The 25,726-nt window shown below is 44.0% G+C and carries 21 protein-coding genes; 9 read left to right on the forward strand and 12 right to left on the reverse strand.

Annotated features, from left to right (window positions below; translation table 11 throughout):
- Positions 1 to 87: 87 nt before the first annotated feature.
- Positions 88 to 684, forward strand: a complete 597-nt coding sequence (locus tag ACK1U4_RS01005) for a LemA family protein (RefSeq protein ID WP_419399827.1) — start codon at positions 88 to 90, stop codon at positions 682 to 684.
- A gap of 22 nt (positions 685 to 706) precedes the next feature.
- Positions 707 to 3,370: a M48 family metalloprotease gene (locus ACK1U4_RS01010; RefSeq protein WP_419399828.1), complete on the forward strand. Its 2,664-nt coding sequence runs from the start codon at positions 707 to 709 to the stop codon at positions 3,368 to 3,370.
- Positions 3,371 to 3,431: 61 nt separating this feature from the next.
- Here the strand turns inward: ACK1U4_RS01010 and ACK1U4_RS01015 are convergent, their stop codons facing one another.
- The 7 genes from ACK1U4_RS01015 to ACK1U4_RS01045 form a co-directional block, all read right to left on the reverse strand.
- Entirely contained in the window at positions 3,432 to 4,295 is an 864-nt protein-coding gene (locus ACK1U4_RS01015; RefSeq protein ID WP_419399829.1) for an ABC transporter ATP-binding protein, read from the reverse strand.
- The gene (gene ntrB, locus ACK1U4_RS01020) at positions 4,285 to 5,169 is read right to left on the reverse strand and encodes a nitrate ABC transporter permease (protein WP_419399830.1); all 885 of its coding nucleotides are present in this window, start codon (positions 5,167 to 5,169) and stop codon (positions 4,285 to 4,287) included. Before ntrB ends, ACK1U4_RS01015 begins: the two co-directional genes overlap by 11 nt.
- A gap of 21 nt (positions 5,170 to 5,190) precedes the next feature.
- Positions 5,191 to 6,618, reverse strand: a complete 1,428-nt coding sequence (locus ACK1U4_RS01025; protein WP_419399831.1) for a CmpA/NrtA family ABC transporter substrate-binding protein — start codon at positions 6,616 to 6,618, stop codon at positions 5,191 to 5,193.
- Positions 6,619 to 6,845: 227 nt separating this feature from the next.
- A complete protein-coding gene (locus ACK1U4_RS01030) occupies positions 6,846 to 8,204 on the reverse strand; it encodes an FAD-dependent oxidoreductase (protein ID WP_419399832.1) in 1,359 nt (452 codons plus the stop codon).
- A 5-nt stretch (positions 8,205 to 8,209) separates the two neighbouring features.
- A complete protein-coding gene (locus tag ACK1U4_RS01035) occupies positions 8,210 to 9,376 on the reverse strand; it encodes an acyl-CoA dehydrogenase (RefSeq protein WP_419399833.1) in 1,167 nt (388 codons plus the stop codon).
- A gap of 124 nt (positions 9,377 to 9,500) precedes the next feature.
- Complete coding sequence (locus ACK1U4_RS01040) at positions 9,501 to 10,052, reverse strand: carboxymuconolactone decarboxylase family protein (protein ID WP_419399834.1); 552 nt, start codon at positions 10,050 to 10,052, stop codon at positions 9,501 to 9,503.
- 210 nt (positions 10,053 to 10,262) lie between these two features.
- Entirely contained in the window at positions 10,263 to 12,692 is a 2,430-nt protein-coding gene (locus tag ACK1U4_RS01045) for a YgiQ family radical SAM protein (protein ID WP_419399835.1), read from the reverse strand.
- A 247-nt stretch (positions 12,693 to 12,939) separates the two neighbouring features.
- Between ACK1U4_RS01045 and ACK1U4_RS01050 the strand changes: the two genes are divergently transcribed.
- Positions 12,940 to 13,818, forward strand: coding sequence for a threonine/serine ThrE exporter family protein (locus tag ACK1U4_RS01050; protein WP_419399919.1), 879 nt, complete (start codon positions 12,940 to 12,942; stop codon positions 13,816 to 13,818).
- Positions 13,818 to 14,288: a threonine/serine exporter family protein gene (locus ACK1U4_RS01055; RefSeq protein ID WP_419399836.1), complete on the forward strand. Its 471-nt coding sequence runs from the start codon at positions 13,818 to 13,820 to the stop codon at positions 14,286 to 14,288. The genes ACK1U4_RS01050 and ACK1U4_RS01055 overlap by 1 nt, the downstream gene beginning before the upstream one ends.
- 25 nt (positions 14,289 to 14,313) lie before the next feature.
- On the opposite strand, the gene ACK1U4_RS01060 is transcribed toward ACK1U4_RS01055, so the two are convergent.
- Both ACK1U4_RS01060 and ACK1U4_RS01065 read right to left on the reverse strand, forming a co-directional pair.
- Entirely contained in the window at positions 14,314 to 15,162 is an 849-nt protein-coding gene (locus ACK1U4_RS01060; protein WP_419399837.1) for a DegV family protein, read from the reverse strand.
- 167 nt (positions 15,163 to 15,329) lie between these two features.
- The gene (locus ACK1U4_RS01065) at positions 15,330 to 15,794 is read right to left on the reverse strand and encodes an Lrp/AsnC family transcriptional regulator (RefSeq protein ID WP_419399838.1); all 465 of its coding nucleotides are present in this window, start codon (positions 15,792 to 15,794) and stop codon (positions 15,330 to 15,332) included.
- Positions 15,795 to 15,958: 164 nt separating this feature from the next.
- Here ACK1U4_RS01065 and rarD point away from each other — a divergent pair, with 164 nt between their 5' ends.
- Positions 15,959 to 16,933, forward strand: coding sequence for an EamA family transporter RarD (gene rarD, locus ACK1U4_RS01070; protein ID WP_419399839.1), 975 nt, complete (start codon positions 15,959 to 15,961; stop codon positions 16,931 to 16,933).
- Positions 16,934 to 17,023: 90 nt separating this feature from the next.
- On the opposite strand, the gene ACK1U4_RS01075 is transcribed toward rarD, so the two are convergent.
- Positions 17,024 to 17,602, reverse strand: a complete 579-nt coding sequence (locus ACK1U4_RS01075; RefSeq protein WP_419399840.1) for a DNA-3-methyladenine glycosylase I — start codon at positions 17,600 to 17,602, stop codon at positions 17,024 to 17,026.
- A 144-nt stretch (positions 17,603 to 17,746) separates the two neighbouring features.
- A complete protein-coding gene (locus tag ACK1U4_RS01080; RefSeq protein ID WP_419399920.1) occupies positions 17,747 to 19,012 on the reverse strand; it encodes a metabolite/H+ symporter in 1,266 nt (421 codons plus the stop codon).
- Positions 19,013 to 19,352: 340 nt separating this feature from the next.
- On the opposite strand from ACK1U4_RS01080, the gene ACK1U4_RS01085 reads away from it, so the two are divergent.
- From ACK1U4_RS01085 to gorA, 4 genes are all read left to right on the forward strand, one after another.
- The gene (locus ACK1U4_RS01085; RefSeq protein WP_419399841.1) at positions 19,353 to 19,658 is read left to right on the forward strand and encodes a rhodanese-like domain-containing protein; all 306 of its coding nucleotides are present in this window, start codon (positions 19,353 to 19,355) and stop codon (positions 19,656 to 19,658) included.
- A gap of 131 nt (positions 19,659 to 19,789) precedes the next feature.
- On the forward strand, positions 19,790 to 21,067 hold the full coding sequence (locus tag ACK1U4_RS01090) for an McrB family protein (RefSeq protein ID WP_419399842.1): 1,278 nt from the start codon (positions 19,790 to 19,792) through the stop codon (positions 21,065 to 21,067).
- Positions 21,068 to 21,105: 38 nt separating this feature from the next.
- The gene (locus tag ACK1U4_RS01095) at positions 21,106 to 22,293 is read left to right on the forward strand and encodes an McrC family protein (RefSeq protein WP_419399843.1); all 1,188 of its coding nucleotides are present in this window, start codon (positions 21,106 to 21,108) and stop codon (positions 22,291 to 22,293) included.
- Between the two features lie 122 nt (positions 22,294 to 22,415).
- A complete protein-coding gene (gorA, locus tag ACK1U4_RS01100; protein ID WP_419399844.1) occupies positions 22,416 to 23,771 on the forward strand; it encodes a glutathione-disulfide reductase in 1,356 nt (451 codons plus the stop codon).
- Between the two features lie 9 nt (positions 23,772 to 23,780).
- On the opposite strand, the gene ACK1U4_RS01105 is transcribed toward gorA, so the two are convergent.
- Positions 23,781 to 25,697, reverse strand: a complete 1,917-nt coding sequence (locus ACK1U4_RS01105; RefSeq protein ID WP_419399845.1) for an NAD(P)-binding protein — start codon at positions 25,695 to 25,697, stop codon at positions 23,781 to 23,783.
- Positions 25,698 to 25,726 lie beyond the last annotated feature (29 nt).

The raw sequence follows: 25,726 nt of genomic DNA on the forward strand, positions 1-25,726 counted from the left end.
TGTTGGGTGTCATTCTTCCACCCAACCTACAAATGGCATTTTTGCGTAAATCATAAATAGGATTTTACAAAAAATTAGGAGCATAGCATGGTATTTGGTTTAATTCTTTTGGCACTTATCGTAGGTATTGCGTTGTTTTTTATGTCGATTTTTAACCGTTTGGTGCGTGGTAAAAACCAAGTCCAAAACGCCTACGCCCAAATTGACGTACAACTAAAACGCCGTCACGATTTGATTCCCAATCTAGTCAATGTCGCCAAGCGTTATCTCACCCACGAAGAAGATACCTTGACCAAGGTGATTTCTGCACGTAATCAAGCGATTTCTGCTCAACAAAATGCCAGTGGCAAACTTGATTCTAGCCAACAAATGCAACAACTTGCCCAAGCTGAGGGCGGTTTGACACGAGCATTGGGCGGTTTTTATGCCACGATGGAAGCCTATCCAGAGTTAAAAGCCGATGCCACCATTCGAGAGGTGATGGAAGAGTTGACCAATACCGAAAATCGCATTGGCTTTGCTCGCCAACATTATAATGACAGCGTGATGGGCTATAACAATGACCGTGAGGTATTCCCAAACAATATCGTGACAGGGATGTTTACTTTTCCGACCATGAGTATGTTGGAATTTGATGATAAAGTGGCGATTAGCCAAGCCCCTGTCGTGGATATGAGCCGATAGCCAGTTCTGATAAGAGGCAAATATGGATTTTTTTGCTCGTCAGCGTAGCCATCGACAACGCAGTTTTTGGCTGTATTTGTTGTTTTTTTTGGTCGTGGCGTTACATTTTTGGGTTGGCATTTTTATAATTGAACTGGTGTTTAAGTTTTCTAGCCATCGCCATCATGGTGTGCGTTTTATCGAGATGCTGATTGTTGGGATTGGCGTGTTGGGTTTATTTGGTTTTGGGTTTGTCACCGAAGCCAAAAATTTGAGTGCTGGCGGACGAGGGTTGGCTCGCAGACTGGGTGGCAAACGCTTATTTATTGACAATCAATTGGCATGGTATCAAGGCAATGGCGAAGTCATCCATGATGATAACAACCGACCTTTATATAAACTCACCGACCATAGTATCATCGTGCATGATGCCAAAGATTTACCCCTAAATTATCGGCGGTTTTATGAATTTGCCACGCAAATGTCGATTGCGTCAGGTACGCCGTTGCCTGCGTTATTTGTGATACCCAGTGAGCAAGGTATTAATGGTTTTGTCGCAGGGCATCATGCCAATGATACCGTGATGGTGGTGACGCAAGGGGCGGTCGATAAGCTGTCAGATGAGGGGCTGTATGGATTGATTGCCCATGAATATAGCCATATTATCCATGGCGATGCCTCGTTTAACCTCAAAATGGCGGTGGTGTTGGCAGGGCTTGAGATGGTGCATGCGTGGTTTAGTGGCGATTATCAAGCCCAACAACATGTCGCTCATGGGGCTGACCCCAACTGGTTTGCCATTGCCAATCCAGACTCCCATAGCATGTCCTCGCTTCAAACCGAAAGCCGTGTCACGCCTGAGATGGTCGGCTATAATAAACAGCAATGGGTCGAACATTGGCGACAGCAAAACCAAGCCCATGCGAGGTTGCGTGAACAAGACCGTAGTTTTGAGTTATCGAGTGGGCGAGATACTGGCAAAACAGGTGTGATGGGCTGGGGGGTATATTTGCTCAGTGCCTCCAGTTTATTTTGTGCCAAATTGATAAAAACAGGCTTTTCTCGTCAACGCAAGTTTTTGGCGGATGCGACTGGGCTTCAGTTGACACGCTCTAAAGCGGTGGTGCAGACCTTGCGTGAAATCGAAACCGACCGTATCGGCTCACGTCTGACTGGGGCAGGCATGGGGCAGTTTAGTTATTTGTTTTTTGCCCCTGCTCAAGCTGATTTTAGCAGTCAATTTCAAGAACACCCTAGCACTGCCGAGCGGATGCAAGCGATTGATAAAGGGGAATATCGAGCCTTTGCCGAGCAAGTCGCCCATCAATTACACCTTAATGAACAGATGATTGCCGATATCCATGAGCAGAAACGGCAAGGCACTTGGCAACAACTGGTCGATAAAAATCAGCCTGAACGCCCCGATGTTGACTTTGTGAAACAGCCTGACAAGGTGGTCGATGGTCGCCTTGACGTGGGGGATTTTCGAGCGGAAGTGGCGGAAATTCGTGGTTGGGATATTTTGCTTGTGCCGTTATTGGCAAAAACTTTGTCACCTAGTGTTAAAGTACCCAATTTACCCCAAAATCTGAATCAAGCCTTGACCGCACAGCATTTGGTAGGTTGGGAATCGCCTTTGGTGATTGAAGAAAGCCTATTTCATCCCCTTAAAAGCCTTGCCGTGATTGAGGCTGTGATGTTATGCCATAGCCAAATCGTGATAGACAGACTGGCAAAATTTGACTTAGCCCAAATATGGCTCGGCGTACCGACCACAACCACCGCAGATAACAGCTATCTTGCTCATACTATTGATAAGCAATTACTGCTAGAAACTTCCAAACTCGATAGACGCCTTGATGAATTGTTGCTAAATAAAGCCTTGATTCAACTACAAAAATTCATCACACCAACGGCTAATGTCCCACAACTTGATGATAAACAACGTCAAACCTTGACGGTGTATCTCAATGGTTTGGCAAAATTGGTCAGCCTATCACCGCAAATTATTGCCGAACAATGCCAATCGTTTGATGTTAGCCGTTTAGCCACGGATAAACTACCGACTACCAAAGACGAGCAGAAACTCAGCCCGCATCAACTGCCAAAACCACCCAATCACACGCTATGGCAAGCGGTGCAACTGTACCGTATCATCATTGGCTTACAAAAAATGCTAGGTGTAGAAATGGCAGAATTATCGGTAAAAAGTTTGCAAAAACTTAGCCCATTGTACCGTTTGGCAAATGATGATTTTTGGCAACAATTTATCAATAACCACCAGTTAAGTGCCAAGCACCAAGCGATTTTGCTGTTATTTAGCGTGGTGTTGCTCGAACAACTGACCCTCGACCCAAACCAAGATATTGACCACCTCGACCCTCAAAACGTCCAAGCGTGGCTCATGCCATCGGCTCAGTGTTTAAGTCGGCAAATTCGGCTGTATGAGTTTGGTATTTCTGCGGAAGAATGTATTAAGCTGTTGCTTTGGTTGGTAAAAGTGCAAAAACAAGTGCTGATTTTTCAGCCATTATCGCTGATGGGGTTGATGGTGCAGTTTTTGGGTGTGGCACAAACTGTCCGCCAATCGGTGCTGTCAAGCGTTCATACTTTGATGTTGCAGGATATGACGGTATCACAGCATGAGCATGATAGCTTGTTGGGATTGGCGGAAATTTGGCTTGGTAAACGGATGATGGTGGATTAAATTTTATTTGGCATAGAAAAACAAATCATGCTAAATACCAACCGATGAGTGGTTATTTACCTTAAAAACCCTCACTCCATGCCTCATAGTCAAAGTTTACCGTTCTAGGTTTATTAGGGCGGTCAGGCGAGGCTTGCAACGCTTTGCTACGATGTACTAGAAAATCCAGTAGATGATTACGGATTTTATAATAATGGCTATGGTGATGAATATTATCACGGTGACGTGGCTTAGGAATCGTGTTTTCCACGATTTCTGCCAAAAACGCCCGTGGACCATTACTCATCAAAAAGATACGGTCAGCCAGTAAAATCGCTTCATCAATGTCATGGGTAATCATAAACACTGTTTGCTGTGTGGCTTGCACAATGTCTTCAAGTTCATCTTGAATCACACCACGGGTCAAGGCATCCAACGCCCCAAACGGCTCATCCATTAACAACAGCTTTGGTTTGGTGGCAAAGGCACGGGCGATACCAACACGCTGTTTCATCCCACCTGATAGTTCGCTGGGCTTTTTGCTTTTTACACCTGCCAGTCCGACCATGTTGAGGTAAGTGTCGATTTCTTGATTTAGCTGTGTTGGGCTGATAGTAGGGGTTTTGGCTTTCTTATACTTAGCTTCTAGGGCAAAGCCGATATTGTCCGCTAAGGTGAGCCATGGTAATAGGGCATGACCTTGGAACACCACACCACGCTCAAGGCTAGGCTTTGTAACAGGCTTACCATCCATCGTGATAGTGCCACTACTTACGCTGTCTAGCCCTGCTAAGGCATTCAAAATGGTGGTTTTACCACAGCCAGAATGTCCAATTAGACAGATAAATTCATTTTGACGAATGTCAAAATTGACGTTTTCAAAAACAGGCTCATTATCGCCAAAGCGTTTGCTTAGATTCTCAACGTTGATTAAATTATTCGACATAACTCACCCTTTTTTGCAATAACCCAAACAACCAATCCAATAACATCCCTACAACCCCAATCATCAATACCGCAAACAATACATTGGCAAGTGACAAGCTATTCCATTGATTCCACACAAAAAAGCCAATCCCCGTACCACCGACTAACATCTCAGCAGCCACAATCACCAACCACGCAATGCCCATCGAAATTCGCATCCCCGTCACAATGGTCGGTGCAGCTGCAGGCAAAATAATCTTGCGTGCGGTATCAAAGGCGGACAGCTCAAGGGTACGAGCGACATTTCGCCATTCACGCCGTACCGATGATACCCCAAACGCAGTATTGGTCAGCATTGGCCACACCGAACAAATAAAAATCACAAAAATACTCGAAGCGTTAGAATCCTTAATGGTATATAACGCAATCGGCATCCACGCCAGTGGTGAAATCGGCTTGAGCAGTTGTATAAACGGCATTAACGCACGGTTTAAAATCGGTGAAATCCCAATCAAATAGCCCAACGGAATCGCCACCAACATGGCAAGTAAAAAGCCCAACAACACACGCCCTAGCGAATAGCCAAGCTGAATGCCAATGCCCTTGTCATTCATGCCTTTATCATAAAAAGGGTCGGATAAATGCTTGACGGCAGTGTTGGCAAAGTCGGTTGGCGTGGGGAAATTGCCTGCTTTACTGGCGACCATTGCCCCTGCTTTTGTCCCCTCTGGGATATCGCCCATAAGAACGCTATATTCTAGGCGGTAGGGGTCAGTGGGGGCATAGACTTTGGTCGGCAAGGTGGCAAACTGCCAAATGCCTAGCCCTGCCAATACAATTAGCAAGGATAATAAATAGCCTTTGGTTTTGGTTGAAATGGAGCGGTTAGGCATGAAAAAATCCCATCAAAATTCTCAATGTTTAATTGCAAAACTATTTAAATACGCATCTGGTTGATTCGGGTCAAATGCTTTTCCCATCACCTCAAAACTCGGATAACCACTTGCCAGCCCTGCCTCATCTTTACTCAAATTATCTTTGATAGGATAGCCCATCGCTTGCATTTGTTTTTTGGCATCGGTCAGCATAAACACCTTTTCGGCGATTTGGCGGTAGTTAATATCGCCTTTGACATAGCCCCAACGCTTCATCTGCGTGAGCATCCATACCGCCACGCTCTGCCACGGCATAACATCAAAGTTCATACGGTCTGGCACGTCTTGGATTTTGTCCGCCCCATCGGCAAAACGCCCCATCAGCGACTGGCGTAACACCAACTCTGGCTGATTGAGATAATTTTGCGGTGATAGCAATTTTGACAAATCACGGCGAATACTGCGGTCATTTGCCATCACATTGGCTTTGATAATCGCCCGATTCATCGCCAAAAAGGTCTGCGGATTGCTATCAATAAAGGCTTGTGACGACCCAAACGAACAGCACGGATGACCATTCCAAATATCACGGCTTAAGGTATGGATATAGCCTGCTTTGTTCCATACCGCACGTTGGTTAAACGGCTCAGGACCAAAGAAACCGTCAATGTTGCCTGCCTTTAAGTTGGCAATCATATCTGGCGGTGAGGTCAGTTGCAATTTGACATCGGTATCAGGATTAATGCCGTGTTCCGCTAAAAAATACCGCAGTAGATAGTTATGAATCGAATGCTCAAACGGAATGGCAAAGGTCATGCCTTTCCAGTTTTTTGGGTCACGGTTGTTAAGGTGTTTTAGGCTCATCACCAAGGCTTGCCCATTGACATTTTGAATCGCTGCCACACGCATTTCTTGCTGTGCCGACCCGACACCCATGCTAATTGCTAAGGGCATTGGGGCTAAAAAATGGGTCGCATCCAGTTCACGGTTCATCATTTGGTCACGCACCAACGCCCAACTGGCACGCTTTTGTAGATTTGCCTTAATGCCTTGCTCTTGGTAATAACCCAATGGGTCAGCCATGATTAACGGTGTCGCACACAAAATCGGCAAAAAGCCAATGTCCACGGTCTTCTTTTCAGGGTTGAGTTTATCCAATGCCGCCGCTTCTTGCAGGCTGGCAAGTGGAATAAGGCTTGCAATCGCTGTCATCGCTGTGCCTGTACCGACAGATTTTAAGAATGCCCGTCTGGTCGGCTCATGTGGAAACAATGCCTTGACTGCCACCGCTTCAATCATGTCAGTGGTAGTTTGCTCGCTTTGGCTGTCTGTACGCACATTAGCAAACTTGGTAATCTCTATACTGGCATGGTCACACTCAGCTTGATTGGCGTGTTTGCCACATTGGCAACCCAAATGCAGTGGTTTATTAGCATCAAATGGTCGAAAGATATTGGTGTGTTTCATAACGTAAAGTTATCCAAAGACTTGGCAAGATACCAATCATGAAAAATTCGGTTAAGTAAAAAAACATATTTGATGATAATATGACGCTTCGTGAGTCACGCTACTCTGAACTCTGCAGCTTCTATCAAATAATTTGGTTTGGGTGCTTATCATAAATAAATCACCATTAACCTGCTAATGACTTTTAACCATAGGATTAGGCAGTTTTGGCATAATGGTTGTTAATATCAAATCGTTATTTCAATTCGTCCATTACCAACCTCTATAGGTTGTTGCATAATCAGTGTTTTTCCATCATCCACCAGCGTTTCCCATGCCGTATCTTTACATGGACTACCTGTCACCGTCACCGCCACCGACTTGGTTTTGAGGCGGATAACTGGGGCTTGGTGCTGATAGGTTTTGCCCTCAAGGTTTAGCACTTGATGTGCAATGGTATCGGCTTGCTGTCGCAATGGGGCGACAAAACGACACGCCTGCCCCTCAATCGCCATGCAATCCCCAATCGCATACACATTGGCTTGCGAAGTCTGTAAAGTATCACTATCCACGATAATGCCTTGCTGTGGCACAAACTCAATCCCTGCTCGCTGTGGCAATCGCCCATCGACCATCAGCCCTGTACTGGCGACCACTTCATCGGCGATGACGGTTGTATCCACATCAGCAAAAGCAATGGTATAGGTATCATCGGCATTTTTGTCAATATTGCTCACCGTATGACCGCCCAAAAAGCGAATCTCATTACGCTCTAACGCATCTTTGACCATTATGCTTGCCTTGGGTGGCAAGACCTCCGCAAGGGGCAATTCGTTACGGTCAATCAAGGTGACATGATGCCCTGCTTTGACAATATCTTCGGCAAGCTCTGAGCCAATCATCCCTGCACCGATAATCGCTACATTTTGATTGGGCTTGTCGGCAAGTTTGGCTTGGAGTTTGGCAAACATATCCACATGGTTAATCCGCCATACAAAATTAGGTGGTAGGCTTTTTGGCAAGGCAGGTTTTGCCCCAATCGCAAAAACCAACGCTTGATAATCAAAATCACCCCTTGTGGTACGCACTTGCTGATTTTGGGTGTCGATATGTAGCACAAAGGTATTGGCAACCAAGCCGATATTAAGGCGTTCGCTTTCGCTAATCGCAGTTTGGTGAATCAGCTGTTCTACTGATTTGTTTTGGCTAATGGCAATCGACAGTTGCGGTTTGTGGTATCTATCGCCACTATCAGCGGTAATCAGGGTAATCGGATAATGCGGGTCAAGCGAACGCAACGCTTCAATCACCGCCCAACCTGCCAATCCTGCACCAATAACGACCAACCCACCTGTGTCGCCAAGCGGATTGACTTGCGGTTTGATGATATTGATATTGCGTGGGGTAAAAGGTTCAAAGTCACGTTTGGTCACGCCACATAGCGGACATTCCCAATCATCAGGAATATCTTCAAAACGTGTGCCAGCAGGTAAGCCACCATCTGGGTCGCCAAGCTTCTCGTCATAAATCCAACCGCACGCACGGCATAGGTATTGTCGCCAGTCGCCACGTCCGTCAGTTGGATTGCCGTCTTTGTCTATGTTCATTTTTATTACCTCGGCATCACATCAGACATTAACTGATGCGATAAAAAGCGTAAATGCTTAATCGCAGGGGTGACTATCGCCACAAACTGAGCCTCACGCAGACGGCGTTGCGGACTGGCTGTCATCAGATAGCCTCTTGCCCCTTGGTGTAGCATGGCAGACTGGGTCGCACGAAGCGACAACTTCGCCCCTTGAATACGCAAATCCAACACATCCAACAAATAATCTTTTGACGGTTCAAACGGTGTTTTTGCAAGTTTATGGGTTTGAGCAATCGCTCCGTCTAATGCCAGTTGCAAGCCGTCCGCTTGGTCTTCTAAGAACTGATTGACATGACCTAACTGCCCTTCAACCGCACGGATATCATCAATCGCCCCTTGGATAATGCCAATGCCAATCCCCAACTGCATCAACACAAATGCCCCACGAATCCGCTCAATAAACGGCTTGGCAGGGTCAGCGATAATCGTATCTGTAGGCACAAAGTAATCATTTAATTCAATCTGCCAAGTGCTAGAGCCTTCCATACCACTAAAGGTCGGGCATGGATTCAGCTTCCAAGTACCTTTACGTTCCTCATCAAAGGCAAGCAAAAAGAAGATATCAAAGTTCGACCCACCAACATTTTCCACCGTTGCCACTGCACCGCAATATTGATTGGGGGCGATATGACTAATCCACGGCAATGTGCCTGATACTTTGTAGCCACCAGTCACAGGCGTGGCTCGCAGAATCATCGATTCGATATTCGCCCAAGTTTTCATGGGGTTGGATAACGCTGTACCACCCATGCTATCGCCTATCATGTGCGAAAATAGCTGAGATTTAAGGGCGGTATTTTCCGAAGCATCCAAATATAGCCCACATACATCATGACACCAAGCCACAAAACCAGTCGTCCCACATACTTGGCTAATCGCACTCATGCTATCAATAGCGGTGATAAAGTCACTACCTTGACTGGATAAATGACGGCTAAATGCCCCTGCTTTGGCAAGTTGGGCTAATTCAGCTTTGGGATAATAGCCTTTATCAATCGCCACAGGGTCAAGAATGTCTTGAGCAAGCTTGCCAATACTTTGTGGTAAATCAACGGTTTGCCATTCGCTAATCGTTGGCAATATGCCTGTGTGGTGGAATTGGTCTTGGTATGCGGTAAAATTTGCGGTCATGGGTTTACCTAGATTTTGTTATTATGTAAAAAGTTAAAAACCGTTTACCTTGCGTTGAGATAAACGGTTTTCTTTGCCCTAGCTAACCCTAGCTAAATAGGCAGGGAAACATCCCAACAAGCAATTATTTCTTTGGGGCAAATGGTTGCAACTCTGGGTTGATGTCATTTTTTGCCACGTTGTTAGCATAGTTACACAAGGTCGCCAATGCCACGCCCATAACGATATCCAAAATATTGGTATCATTATAGCCAACGTCTTTGATGGATTGTAATTCTTCGTCAGATACTTGACCACGCTTGTCAATCAACTGCATGGTGAATTGAGCAACCGCTTGATATTTGGCATTGTCTTCGATATCGGTGCGTTCACGCAAAGCGTTTAATACATTCTCAGGCATTTTTAGCTTTGTACCAACTTTGGTATGACCTGCGACACAGAAGTCACAGCCATTATGAGCAGCAGCAGTGATTTGCACGACTTCGATTTCTTCAGCGGTTAAGCTATTACGACTGTTCATTTTACCGACTTCTTGGTACATCTCTAATGCTTGTGGTGAGTTAGCTAAAACACCAATCAAGTTAGGGATAAAGCCATTGGCTTTTTGTACCGCTTCGATACGTTCTTTGGCTTTTTCTGGGGCGGTTTCTACAGTATTAACGGTTAGACGTGCCATGATTTTTCCTTTTTATTGAGGTTTGAAACGATGTTTCTTACTATATTTATAATAGGTGTGCATTGATATTTTTTCCAGTAAATTGATATGAAATACTGGAATATATTAATTACAGCTCATTTGGTTCAATTGAACCAAGATGGCATTTTCATTGTATTTAACAGTTTTTAGGAATGACATAGCATTTTATCAAGCTTTGCTTTGAGAATATCATTTGATTTTCCTCGGTGGCAAGCCTGTATGTTGGGTTTGGAAGTTGCCTTTTTTCGGTTGCTTATTAGCAGGCTTTTTACCAAAGCTACTTGGTGTGGGTTTTTTGCCAGACTTATTTTGATTGCCATTATCCGATTTATTACGTTTTACCGAGTCACTCGATTTTTCCCCATGCACCGAGCTGTTTTTCTTTCTCGCTGATTGATATAGGTCTTCGCCCTCCAGTTTTGGATTATATGGCGGTATCAAGCACTGACTACCATGACCAATTAAATCCTCACGCCCCAATGTCTTTAACGACTCACGTAGTAACGCCCAGTTCTTTGGGTCGTGGTAGCGTAGATAGGCTTTGTGCAGTTTTCGTTGTTTGCCCGATTTGACGATTTCGACCGCCTCACTGTCACGGCTGACTTTATGCAATGGATTTTTGGCAGTATGGTACATGGTCGTGGCAGTCGCCATTGGGCTTGGATAAAAGGCTTGCACTTGGTCGGCTCGGAAGCCATTGCGTTTTAGCCAAATTGCCAAGTTCATCATGTCTTCATCTTTTGTACCAGGATGGGCGGCGATAAAGTAGGGAATCAGATATTGCTCTTTGCCTGCCTCACGGCTGAATTTGTCAAACATCTGTTTAAAAGCATCATACGTTCCCATACCCGGTTTCATCATTTTTGACAGTACATTTTGCTCAGAATGTTCTGGGGCGATTTTCAGATAACCGCCTACATGATGGGTCACCAGTTCTTTGACATATTCGGGGTCTTTCACCGCCAAATCATAGCGAAGTCCAGAGGCGATGAGGATTTTTTTCACGCCTTTGATGTCACGAGCCTTGCGGTACAGTTGGGTTAGGTGACTATGGTCGGTCAGTAGGTTGTCGCAGATATCAGGATACACGCAGGATGGTTTTCGGCAGTTTTTTTCAATCGCATCGTCTTTACAATGCAGGCGGTACATATTGGCAGTCGGGCCGCCCAAGTCGGATATCACGCCTGTAAAGGCAGGTTCGGTGTCACGGATTTTTTGGATTTCGCCCAAGATAGATTCTTCCGAGCGGTTTTGGATAATGCGACCTTCGTGTTCGGTAATCGAGCAGAAAGTACAACCGCCAAAACAGCCTCGCATGATGTTTACCGACAGTTTAATCATGTCGTAGGCAGGGATTCTCGCACCGTTATAGCTTGGGTGGGGCAGGCGTGCGTAAGGCAGGTCAAATACAAAATCCATTTCTTCCATCGTCAGCGGAATTGGTGGCGGATTGAGCCAAACGTCAATGTCGCCATGCCGTTGCACCAAGGCACGAGCGTTATGCGGATTGGTTTCAAGGTGCAAAATGCGGTTAGCATGGGCGTATAGCACTGGGTCGGCTTTGACTTGCTCAAAGTCAGGCAGACGGATGACGGTTTTTTCTCGTGGTGGAAGTGGGCGTTTGTGTTTTAGGGCGGTTTTTGGCGAATCTTTTGTAAAGACTTCTTTTGTAGGTGATTCTTTGAAAGTCACCACTTGCACATCGTCATTAAGTTGTTCGGCATTGAGGATTTTATTTTCGACTTTATCAGCGACAAAGCCTTTATATTGATTTTCAAGCGATTTTTCTTGCTCAATGGCACAATCACCCACATCTTCCATCATCACATACGGATTGATAATCGGGTCAACTCGCCCCACGGTATCGACATCGTTACTGGCGACTTCTATCATGTCGCTTTGCCAAGATTTTTTGGTTTGGGTCGAAAGGTAGGCAGAGCCACGCACTTTGGCAAGTTGTTGTAGCGAATAGCCTTTGGCAAGCCCATGCACCACTTCGACAATCGCACGTTCGGCATTGCCATACAGCAAGATATCGGCACGGCTGTCCATTAAAATCGAACGGCGGACTTTATCCGACCAATAATCATAGTGAGCAATTCGGCGAAGACTGCCCTCGATACCGCCCAAAATAATCGGCACGTCTGGATACGCCTCACGGCAACGCTGACAATACACGACAGACGCTCGGTCTGGGCGTTTGTCTGGGGCATTATCGGGCGAATACGCATCATCACTGCGAATGCGTCTGTCGGCGGTGTAGCGGTTAATCATACTGTCCATGTTGCCTGCGGATACGCCCCAAGCAATCGTTGGTTTGCCGAGTGCCATAAAGGCATCTTTGCTCGTCCAGTCAGGCTGGGCGATGATGCCCACTCGAAAGCCTTGAGCCTCCAGCAACCGCCCAATAATCGCCATGCCAAAACTGGGGTGGTCAACGTAGGCATCGCCTGAGATGATGATGACATCGCACGCATCCCAGCCGAGTAAGTCCATTTCGGCTCGGCTCATCGGCAAAAATGGGGCAGGTTCAAAGCAACTTGCCCAGTATTTATCATAGTCAAAAAGGGCTTTTGTACCTTGTTTAAAGGCTTTTAGGGCGATGGTTTCGGCAGACATGGCAATTTTTTACGGTAAAATGAAGATGGCTCATTTTATCATGAATTGGATTTAATGGGGGTTGAAACCGTGTAATCTTGATAAAAATAGTCAAGTTTAAAATTGATTTGTAAAATTTACTGGGTTTATTTATAGTGTGTTTAAGTTTATAAAAGGAAATTGTTATGGCGACTATTACTATTCAAGCCTCAGAAACGCCTTTATATATCCATTAATTCAAATTGAATCCCCAAAATTCTAACTTACCATAATGACCACATACGCTGATGCACTCGACCCGCTAGACCCTTTGACCCCACCCAGAGTCGAACCCCCATCCGACCGCCCCAAACGGCGTTTGCCCTACATGGCATACGAAAGCCAACAGCAAATTACACGGCTATGCGTGCGGTGTGGCTTGCTACTTATGCAATATGGAGCAGAATCCGCCACCGTTGTCGATTTATGTAAACGCTTAGGGCTAGCACTGGGGGCATCGAGTGTCGAATGTAGCTTGGCATTTAATGGCATCACCATCACCACCATCTATAGCGACCGCTGTATCACCACGCTTCGAGCCTCGACCACCCATGTCATTAACGTCAATATTATCATCCAAATCCAACGTATCGTGCTAGATTTAGAACAAATGCCTGTCACCAGTACGCTTGAACACGCCATTGAGCGGTTTGATAGCCTAGACCGCCGTACCTACCCATTTTGGCTCGTGGCGGTGATGGTGGGCGTGTCGTGTGCTTGCTTTGCCCATCTCGCAGGCGGTGATTTGGCAATCGTGGGCATGACCTTTGTGTCAGCCATGATTGGGCAGTTGGTGCGACATTATTTGGTGGCTCAACATTTCAATACCTTTGTAGTGGCAGGGATGACGGCATTTTGTTGTTCGATGCTCAGTAGTTTTGCATTGCTTGGGCATTTTGGTAATGACCCTCATATCGCCATCGCTTCGAGTATTTTGCTACTTGTGCCGAGTTTTCCGTTGATTAATTCATTATCGGATATGCTCAAAGGCTATATGAATATCGGTATTGGTCGCTTTATGTTTGTGATTTTATTGACGTTATCCGCAGGGATGGGGATTAGTTTGGCATTGTTTTTATTTAACATTGACCAATGGGGGATTGCATAATGCTCGGACAAATGCTGATAAACTGGTTTGAAGCGATATTTTTTGCGTCCATTATGACATTGGGGTGGAGCTTGATGGTGAATGTGCCAAGGGTGCATTTGTGGAAATGTGTGCTGATGACGGTGCTGGGCTTTGGCTTACGCAATGTGCTGTTAGCGGTGGGAACGAACTTGACTTTTGCGACTTTTATTTCGGCAACAGTGACGGCATTTTTGGCAATCTATTTGGCAAAACGCTATTTGATTACCCCAAAAACCGTGCTTGTGCCTGCACTATTGTGTATGATGCCCGGTGTGCCTGCGTATAAGGCAATGCTGACGTTTGTGCAGTTAGGCTTTCAAGGCTATCATCCTGTGTTATTTGCCCAAATGATGAATTATGCCCTTGAAGCCTTGTTTGTTACGTCTGCGTTGGTATTTGGGCTGTCATTGCCTGCGACTATTTTTTATCGTAAACAGCCCATTGTTTAGTTTCATAAAATTTTAAATAAAGTGTTTATATAATACCAATGCCAACACCACGATATCCAACAATGGCTATGGACACGGTAGAAATTGGCATGACAGGTAAATCATCAATCCCCCGTTGGGCAAAATAATCTTGCATATAGTACAAATGCGGATTGTCTGTTTGTGTGGGACTGAGCAAGAAAATCGAGGCATTCGGACGTAAAAGGTACTGTTCATGGACATGTTGGCACATGGTTTCCAGTGCTTTTTCAATAGAGCGTACTTTTGCAAAAGGTATAATTTCACCTAAGTTATTGGTTTGTAAAATCGGTTTGATATCAAAAAGATTACCAATAAATCCTGCTGGGGCAGAAATGCGTTTGGTACGTACCAAATTGCGTAAATCATCCAGTGCAAACATGGTAATTTGCCCTTCACGCAACGTATTGAGGTGCTGAATAATAGCAGAAATCGGTTGGTTATTCTGAAGCATTTTGGCGGCCGCAAGCCCTAATACTGCCTCACCATAAGCTGTGGTACGTGTATCAAATACGTGAATCTTCAGTCGACTACTAAAAAAATCTTTAAGATTTTCAACACGTTGATAAGTAAGGCTTAACTTTGATGATAAGCATAACACCAATACTTCATCAATCCCCTCTTTGATTAAGTCGTAGAAAAAGTCGATTAGTTCTTCTTCGCTTGGTGGTGCAGAAGTTGGCATAATTTGGGGGTTGTTTTGCATTAAATTCGCCATCATCGCTGGATTGATGTTGTCACCATCCCAATATTGCTGATTACCAAACCCTACGTGCATACGTAGTATACGAACATTATAGGGTTTGTTTAAATAATCTAAACAGGCAGTTGAGGTGCAAACGAGCATACGAGGCATAAAATAGACTTCCAATTGTCAATATTTTGATAAAATTATAGTGTTTTTAAGGGGTTAATAATTTTTTAAAAACAAAAATGTAGCAAAATAATAAGTCAAAAAAATGACAAGTGAAAGGTCAAAACAAGACTGGACGGTCATATTTTGATGATGAATGTTAGAAAGGTTTATAGGCTAATTTTTGTCCCGACTTTTGCAAAATTCATCACAAACTGGCTTTTAAAGCGTCTGACGTTGTTTTCATAGGTCAAATGGTCACGTGTAAACTGATGATAATCCGACATATTTTTGCTATGTACCAACAATAAAAAATCAAAATCTCCCGAAATTTCATAGCAACTCATCACATTTGGCAAGCGATTCATCAAGCGTTCAAAGCCGTCCTGCATACTGTTGTTTTGCTTTTCCATTTCAATCAACACAAAAGCAGTCAAATCATAGCCCAGTTGTTTGGGGTTTACAATAGCCACTTGTTTGGTAATTACCCCACTATCCATGAGGTATTGGATACGGCGTTGACAAGTGGCAACTGAGGCGTGGACTTGTTCGGCAATGTTTTTGAGGGGTAGTGTGGCATCTTCTTGAAGGATATTTAAAATACGTTTATCAATGTCATCAATTTCGTGTTGCATGATGGGTAGCTCTTGGTTGATTTTTGCAAAAAAAGTTATTTTAAAAAGCATATAACTGCTTAATTTATCATAAATTTATAAAAATTGAAATAATTTATCATAAATCTTGCTTATACTAATTGCCAATAAATCACTAACTATTGCATCAATTATTGGGCAACGCCATGACCACGACTCAACAACTTTCCCCCAAAGCCTTATCATCCAATCACTCTGCAATTAGACTTAATGTCGGATTTGGCATTGGATTGGCAGTCTTATCTAACGTGCTGTTTGGTGTGCTATATTTGTATAGTCACTGGCTCACGCCTTTGACAGGCACGCAGGTGTTTTTGTGGCGAATGTTAGCAATGTGGTTTGGTCTATGTTTAATTATGCTGATGACAGGTGGTTTTGCTAAGTTAAAACAATTTTTTGCCAGTTTACCCACGCTGTCACAAAAACTGTGGCTGTTGCTACCCACGCCAATTTTAGCCAGTCAGCTTTGGTTATTTATGTGGGCACCTGTCAATGGACAAGCGGTGAATGTGGCGATTGGCTATTTTTTATTTCCATTGATGATGGTGTTGGCAGGGTGTGTGGTGTTTGGTGAGCGACTCAACCGCCTCAAAACACTGGCGATAGGGCTGGCAGGATTGGGGGTGATGTTGCAGATTTGGCTTGCAGGGTCGCTATCATGGGCGACAGCGTGGGTGTGTTTGACCTATCCGACATATTATGTGATTCGGCGGTGGCAAGGTATACCTGCCTTGTTGGGGCTGTTTGTGGATTTATCCATTATTGCACCGATTGCCTTGGTGGTGCTGATACTACAGGGTAACTCGATGGCAGTGGTGACAGGGTCGTGGGTGATGATAGGGCTGGTGGTCGGGTTGGGGGTAATCAGTGCAGTGGCATTGCAAAGTAATATGCAAGCGAGCAACCTATTGCCCGTCAATGTGTTTGGGATGTTAAGTTATCTTGAGCCTGCCTTGCTGTTTATGTTATCACTACTGGTACTGCATGAAGTGGTGACAACCGAGAAACTATTAAGCTTTGGCTTGATATGGGTGGGCGTGGCAGTGATGGTGGTGGAAGCGGTTTATAGCAAATCCGATATGGCAGTGAAGACCACTTGCCCTAAACTTATTGAAGGGTAGTGGTTTTTATATGGTCGTTTAAACTAGAGATAATACAGTTTTGTAGGGGCGTATTGAATACGCCCAAAATTTTAAAGTCTTATTTTTGATTTAACTCACTATAATTTTAGGACTTCCACCAAAATCACAATCTACCACATGGTCATTGACCATCCCCACAGCCTGCATAAAGGCATAGCAAATGGTCGAGCCAACAAATTTAAATCCGTCTTTTTTCAGCCGTTTTGACATTTTATCCGAGGCTTCGGTTTTGCTTGGGATATCGGCTAAATTTTGCGGACGATTAAGCAACGGCTGTTTTGTACCTGTCGGTGACATCGACCAAATATAGTCGTGAAAGGGTTGCGTTTCTACAATTTTTAGATACGCTTTGGCATTAGTGATAATGGCTTCGATTTTACCACGATGACGGATAATCCCTGCGTCTTGCATCAGTTCGTCAACTTTATCTTGGTCAAAATCAGCGATTTTTACAGGGTTAAAATCAGCAAACACTTGGTAGTAATGCTCACGTTTTTTTAGCACGGTTATCCAGCTTAATCCTGCTTGCATACCCTCAAGGCACAGCATGGCAAATAGGTAGCGGTCGTCAAAATTGGGCTTGCCCCATTCATTGTCGTGGTAGTCTTGATACAGTGGGCTATCGCCACACCATGTACAGCGGTTCATGGGCTTTCCTTTTTGGCAAAAACAATTTAGTAGATTAGCAGAAAATAGCTTGGCAAAAAAATAACGCTGACCGAAGCCAGCGTTAGCATTGTAAAGTTTTTGTTAGCATTCGCCTATATTGACATGAATATGCTACACAATCAACTAATCCATCAAATCCACATTTTTGGTTTCTTTCATGGTTAATAATGCAATCAATGAAGCCACACCATTTAGGAATACATAAATCGCAATCCCTTTCATACCATATTGTTCATTGATTTTGATGGCATAGGTCGCAGCAATCGAAGCACCAACGATAGCAGCAAAGTTATACGCCAATGATGCACCTGAATAACGCACTTCGGTAGGGAATAATTCAGGTAATAACGCTGCCATTGGACCAAATGAACAGCCCATCAATGCCATACCGATAACCAAGAACCAAAATACGCTGGTGGTCGTACCATCCGTCAAGAAGGTTGGGATAAAGCAAGCAAAGACCATACAAGCAATCGTCACCACGGTTAACCATTTTTTACGACCGATTTTATCCGCAAATATACCTGAAATACTGGTGAAAATACCAAATACCACTGCTGCTACCAATAAGTAACCTGTAAAGGTGTTTGGTGCAATACCTAGACCAGTCGGATGACCATCGGCAGACAGTTTAACAGGGCTTTTTGAGTAGGCTTGGACAAAGGCAGTCATAATATAAAACACCACGTAAGTGATTGCCATCACAAATGTACCTTGCAAAATAGGTCGCCAATGTTGGGTCAATACTTTACTAACAGGGGCTTCGACTTTTTTGCCCTCGGCTTCTGCGGTGCGGAATACATGGCTTTCATGCAAGCTCAAACGCACCCACAAACCCACACCAACCAACACAACTGAAATCAAAAACGGAATACGCCACGCCCACTCGACTAACGCTTCTTTACCCAAGAAATAGCTGAGCAAGAAGAACACGCCATTGGCTAAAAATAGCCCAATCGGTGCACCCAATTGTGGGAATGTACCGTACCAAGCACGTTTGCCTTCTGGGGCATTTTCGGTAGCGACCAAGGCTGCACCGCCCCACTCACCGCCCAAGCCGATGCCTTGACCGATACGCAAAATACATAACAATAATGGGGCTAACACGCCAACTTGGGCATAAGTTGGTAACAAGCCAATCGCCACGGTGGATAAGCCCATCGTCAATAGTGATGCAACGAGGGTTTTTTTACGTCCTAATTTGTCACCAAAATGTCCAAACAACGCCGAGCCAACAGGACGAGCAATAAATGCCAGTGCCAAAGTTGACAATGAAAATAACATCGCTGCATTTGGGTCGGTTTTGTCAAAAAATTGGGTGTTAAAAATCAATACCGCAGCGGCTGCGTAGATGTAATAGTCATAGAACTCAATCGCTGTTCCAATCATCGAAGCCAAAGCAACTTTCTTTGGGTCGTTGCGTAAAGGTATGTCGTGATGGTCAATTGGATGAGAGGCAATATTTGACACAGAAGTCTCCTTAACAAATAAACTAAATAGTTTCCATACTATTACTATAAGTTATCAGAACTGTGAATCAAAGTAAAACTAAAAGAAATATTTTTATTCGAAAAAAAACTTTTTGTTATGATAAATGCATAGACTGATAGATATTTTTTTATTAATCAAATTTAGTTTTATAAATAAAGGGGGTTATACTTGCATAAAACTGATGTATTTTTCATAATAACGCCAGTTTAATTTCCATTAAATTAACTAGGATATACAAATGATTAGAGAGTTATCGATTACCAACTTTACCCCAAGCGAAGACGATACTATTTGGGATGTACGTGACGAAAAAGCCTATAAAGAAGGACATATCGAATATGCCAAAAACCACCCATTAGACACGCTCACCAATGACTTGTTAAACCAAACAGACGGCACTGTGTATGTGCTGTGTGGCGGTGGCACAAGAGCAGGCAAGTCGGCAACCTTGCTTGATAGCTTTGATGACAGCCGTGATATTGTGATTTTGCAAGGTGGTACAAGAGGGGCAAAATCGGCAGGGATGACGATTGTTAGTGAATAAAACTGATGGTTTGATTTTTCCAAGTTTGTAGGGGCGTATTGAATACGCCTATTTAATGCAAAATTTTTTGGATTGGGCTTATGCAATAAGCCCCTACATAGCACCTTTTACGATAATTTCATTTGACAAATATGAGCAATCCAAACCAAATTCCTTCAAATATCATCTTTACAGGCGTAGCAGGGACAGGCAAAACCTACCAACTGCAACAAATTGCCAAACAATATACCGAAGTGTTGCCACTGGCGACAGGCGAGGATTTGCTAAAAAATCTGGTCGAGCCGTTAAGTTGGCGAGAGGTCATTTGTTTGGTATTTTTGGATGAAAGAAGACAAGGTAAGCAGTTATTAAAAGTCGCTGAAATTACAGCCCACGAATTTTTTATTACTAAGTTAAAAATCAACAATCGTGAAAAAGCGATTGCAAACACGGCATGGTCAACGCTTCAACAGTTTAGCCCTACCGATTCAAAAAATGTTTTGGTGAAAAATAAATCAAGCCAAGCCTTTTTTGATAAAGATGAGTCAAGCAACTGGTTTTTACTAGAAGAAAGTTTACCTTTATTACAGCCATTACAAGCCCAACTGGATGATTACCAAGCCAGTATTCAAAGGCAAAACGTGCAGAAAATTGAACGGTTTAGCCTTGTTAGTTTTCACCAAGCCTATGGCTATGAAGAGTTTGTCGAGGGGATTCGCCCAAAAATTAATGATAACGGACAGATGACCTACAGCGTTGAACAAGGGGCATTCCTCAAGCTTTGCCAACAAGCCCAACAAAACCCCAACCACCGCTACGCCATGTTGATTGACGAAATTAACCGAGCCAATGTCAGTCGAGTATTTGGTGAGTTGATGTCGCTGATTGAACCAAGCAAACGGGCAGGGCAGGCAAATGCGATGACGGTGAATTTGGCGTATTCGGGCAAGCCGTTTAGCGTGCCGAGTAATGTCGATATTTATGCCACCATGAACACGCAAGACCATTCGCTCGCTCCGCTGGATTTGGCGTTCCGTAGGCGTTTTCAATTTGTCGAATGTGAGCCACAGCCACAAATTTTGGGGCAAATAGTGGTTGATAATAGCGTAATAGATTTGACAAACCTTTTAACCATTTTAAACCAAAAAATCTGTCAAACTTTGGGTAAAGATAGCCAATTGGGGCATAGTTTTTTGATGGGTATTGAGCGTTTGGATGAGTTGGCAGTGGCGTTTGAGCAGTCCATCATTCCGCAAGTGGGGCAGGCGTGCCAAAATAATGGGCAGATTTTACAGGTGATTTTTGGGCGTGACGTGATTGAGGTAGTGGAAAATAGTCAGCAATTTGGGTTTATGCCAATGCAAAATGCCTTTTCAATCAATAAAAAGGCATTGCAAAGTATCAATACTTACTTGGCTATTGGCGGTTAGCAAAAAATGGCGATGGATGAATTTTGGATGAGTTTTACATGATAATCACCACCTTTGAACACGCCATTTTAACCCAAGCCAATTTCACCCATCCCACCGATTTTGATTGGCTAATTGAGCAGAATTTTGACGGCTTTGGCATTGGGCGAAAACAACAACAATGGCAACTCAAAGTCAGCCATTACATTGGCGTGATTGGCTTACCGAGTGGCAATCAACTCGAAATTTTACCCAAAATTAGCCAAGTGAATAACGCTAATGCCGAATCAATTAAACAAACTCGCCAATGGCTACAGCGGATGCTCAAGGATATTTGGCATACCTTAACACCCAAAAATCTGCCAAATCTTGCCAAACAAACCCCTATCAATCCTCAACTACCGCTGAATGACTGGCTTGCTCATGCCTTTTGGCAAGGTTTTCAACGCTATCAGCCCAATCGCCAGTATCAAGGCTTTGAGCAAAATCAGCCGTATTTACAAGGCAAATTGCTGGTTAAACAACAACTACAACATAACCACCATCAACCACATAAGTTTTTTCATCAAAGCGAACATTTTGCTGTTGATACCGCTTGCAATCAACTGATAAAAGCAACGCTACGCCACTTGATTGGAGGGTTACCGCCCGATTTATCAAGAGAATCATGCGATTGGCAAGCGGTTAGCACCATTTTGCCGAGTCAATATGCACAAGCTTTTTACCAATCTCAGCAAGAGTTATCCGCTTTACCCAGCACCATCGCTCACCATAATGCACGTTTGGTTGCTTTTTGCTACGCCTTACTGACCCTGACCCAAGCCAGTGGGCAAGGACAAAGCCAATCGCAAGCCTTGCTGATTAATATGCAGTTCGCCTTTGAAAAATGGGTCGGTCATCAATTAAAGCAAAGTTTGACAGAAAACGCTGAGGTGTTCGAGCAGTTTTCCCAACCTTTGACACTTGATAAACAGCTAATAATGAAGCCAGATATTTTGGTCAAGTCACAAGATACTGTCAAAGTCATGGATATAAAATGGAAAACTGTGCGAGATGTGGGCGACATTAGTCTGTCAGATATGTATCAGTTGCTCACCTATGCCAGTCAATTTGGGGCGAGTGAGGCGTGGCTGATTGTACCAACATTGGATAAACACAAAACACGTCAAACTATTAATTTAACGCACGCTAATCCAACCCAGTTTTATCTTGTGCCATTTTGGGTATTGGATGATGATAAAAATTGACCGATAGTGTTTTTATGTTTGGTTTTTTCAATCGTTTTGGTAAAATTTTATCAATCGAATTTCCATATAAATTTGCTACAATACCGATAACATTCAATTCATTTAAAATAATAGGAACAATAATGACAAAACATTATGATTATATCGCCATTGGTGGCGGTTCTGGTGGCATCGCTTCAATCAATCGTGCAGCAAGCTATGGCAAAAAATGTGCGTTAATCGAAGCCAAGCATCTGGGTGGCACGTGCGTGAATGTCGGCTGTGTGCCGAAAAAGGTGATGTGGTACGGTGCGAATATGGCAACCGCCATTCACAACTATGCCCCTGATTATGGCTTTGAGTTGGACGTTAAAAACTTTGACTTTACTAAACTGGTGCAGAATCGCCAAGCCTATATCGGACGGATTCACCAGTCGTATCGCAGTGGCTTGTCAAAAAACAACGTGGATGTCATCGAGGGCTTTGCCAAATTTGTTGATAAAAACAGTGTTGAGGTGAATGGTGAGATTATCACCGCTGACCATATTTTGATTGCCACAGGTGGTCGACCATCTCGCCCTAACATCGAAGGGGCAGAGCTTGGCATTGATTCGGATGGTTTTTTTGAGTTGACTGAACTGCCAAAACGGGTAGCGATTGTCGGCTCTGGCTATATCGGTGTCGAGCTGGCTGGCGTGATGAATGCGTTGGGTAGTGACACGCATTTAATCGTGCGTGGTGATAAGGTGTTAAAAAACTTTGACAGCGATATCGTCAGTACCTTAAGTGGCATTATGCAACAAGATGGTATTCACTTTCATTACCAAACTGTACCGCAAAAAATCAGCCAAAATAGCGATAATAGCCTAAGCATTTTATTTAATTCTGGCGAAACTTTGACGGTGGATTGTCTGATTTGGGCGACAGGTCGTGTGCCTGCCACCGATATCATCAACCTTGCGGTAACGGGCGTTGCGGTCAATGCTCAAGGCTTTATCAAAGTCGATAAATTCCAAAATACCAATGTCGATGGTATCTATGCCGTGGGCGATATTATCGAAAATGGTGTACAGCTAACTCCTGTGGCGGTGGCAAGTGGTCGCAGGTTATCGGAGCGTTTGTTTAACAACAAGCCAAACGAGCATTTGGATTATAATTTGATACCGACTGTGATTTTTAGCCATCCGCCGATTGGTACGATAGGTTTGAGCGAAGAACAAGCCAAGACAGACTATCCAAATGATAAAGTCACCGTGTATCGCTCAAGTTTTACCCCCATGTATAGTGCGATTACCCAACATCGTGAGCCATGTCAGATGAAGCTGATTTGTGTCGGTGAGGATGAGAAAGTCGTGGGCTTGCATGGTGTGGGCTTTGGGGTGGATGAGATGATTCAAGGCTTTGCGGTGGCAATCAAGATGGGAGCGACCAAGCGAGATTTTGATGATACGGTGGCGATTCACCCAACAGGGTCAGAAGAGTTTGTGACGATGAGATAAGTCAAAAAATTAACCCTTTATTTCACCAACTGCTCGCCACGCTTGGTCAATGGCGGCATTGGCATAAGGTTGCCAATTAACATCGCTATTTGCAAAATGAATATTACCCAGTGGCGTTTTGACAGAGGCTAATACTTTTTCTGCCTCCGCAGGTTTATCCCACAGAATGTTTTCTTCATAACTATAACCATGTCCCCAACGATTGATAGTAATCGCCAAGATTTTATCATCCAACGTTTCACCCGCTTGCTCATAGATTTCTCGTAATTGTGCCAGCATTTCACGTTCCAAGTCCTCGTAGCTTTTACGATACAATTCGCTACGACCTTGTTTGCAAGCCTCTCGCAAGGTGGTATTTTTGCCATACGGAACAGGGATACTGGCTAAATGAATCACCATCGGCTCATCAGGGTTTTTGGGATAATCATAGCCACCCATGCTCACAGGATAGTCTAGCATGACAAGGCAATAAGGGGCAGTGGGTGAATACAGATGATATACGCCCAGTTTTTTGAACGCTTGCCAGTTTTTGACCAACACTTTGGCATAAATCAGCGGTACTTTGACATTTTGGTGATAGTTGTCTTTTTGTTGGGTCGGTAGTGTCGGAACGATATGTGGCATCATGACTGAGTAGCAAGCGAGTACGGTGTGTTTTGCGGTAACACGATGTAGTTTATCGCCTGTTTGATAGCCGACAGTGACTTTACCGTCTTGGTTGTTCACTGCCTGTACCACGGTGCTGTTAAGGCGTAGAGCAACGTTTTGATTGGGTTTATCCAGCTCATTATAGTCAAATTGGTCTAGGACAATCGCTTCCATCGCTGACATATTTTGGCTATGTTCAGGATTGCTGACCACATTGGGGATTAACTTTTTCACCAATAAACGAGCAATCGATGCATTGCCGTCTGGGAAGTGGTAAATATAAGGCTCAGAATCGCTTGCTTCAACTTTGATACCGATTTTGTCAAAGCCTGCATAGCCTTCATTTAACGCATCCCAAGCCGATAAGCCATCAATGGGAAAGCCCCAATATTCAAGGCAGATATCTTGTAAAAACACTTTGGCTTCAGCCGATAGCTTGACATGGTCGGTCAAAAACTTGTCATAGCTAATAGACTTTAGGTAGTTGGTTCGTTTGCCAGTTGGCATAGAGGCAAGATAATTTTTGGGTTGTTGATAAAGGGCAATCAGCTCTTTTTTACTGGTATCTGATAACGGAGCATTGGCAAAAAATTTATCGGCATTGCTGGCATCAGGCTCTTGAGCCAATACTTTACTGTGTCCAAAGGTTTTTTTGTTAAAGAAAACGCCTTTTTTTAGCTGGAGTGTGTCGAATAATTTTTGGTCAAAATACTGCTCAAATTTTGGGTAGTCAATACCAAGGGCTTTGAGTAGGTTCAAAGCTTGTGAGCTGTAATGGGATTTTGGTGAGTCAATCGACTCGCTACCGCCATAGCTGAGGCGAAATATAGGTTTGCCGTCTAGCTCCGCATGGAATTCGTTACGTCTAGCGTGTCCACCAAAATCATCATGATTATCCAAGATAAGGATTTTGGCGGATGGGAAGCGTTGTTGATAAAAGTAGGCAGTGGACAAACCACTGATACCTGCACCGACCACCACCAAGTCATAGTCGCCTTCATTGTCTAAGGTCGTCACATCGAAGCTCTTGTGTTGCCAACCCATTTGGTGAGCCACGTCATAACTGCCTTGCTGATTACCTCGCAAACCGAGTTTTTCAGGTGGATAGTTGCTATTAGGTGTGGCATGGGTTGAGGCAGAAGCCGAGGTGCTAGAAGCAGTGGCTTTGGTCGTATCGGTTGTTGTACTGGTTTTTTGACAAGCAGTCAATAAACCTGTTGCCGTACCACCAATAGCGATGGCAGTGCCGTTTAAAAAATCTCTTCGAGTAATCGTCATGCAGATACCTAGTTTGTATTTTTTGCTAC

Origin of the sequence: Moraxella sp. TY6 (assembly GCF_048551375.1) — a bacterium.
Lineage (GTDB): Bacteria > Pseudomonadota > Gammaproteobacteria > Pseudomonadales > Moraxellaceae > Faucicola.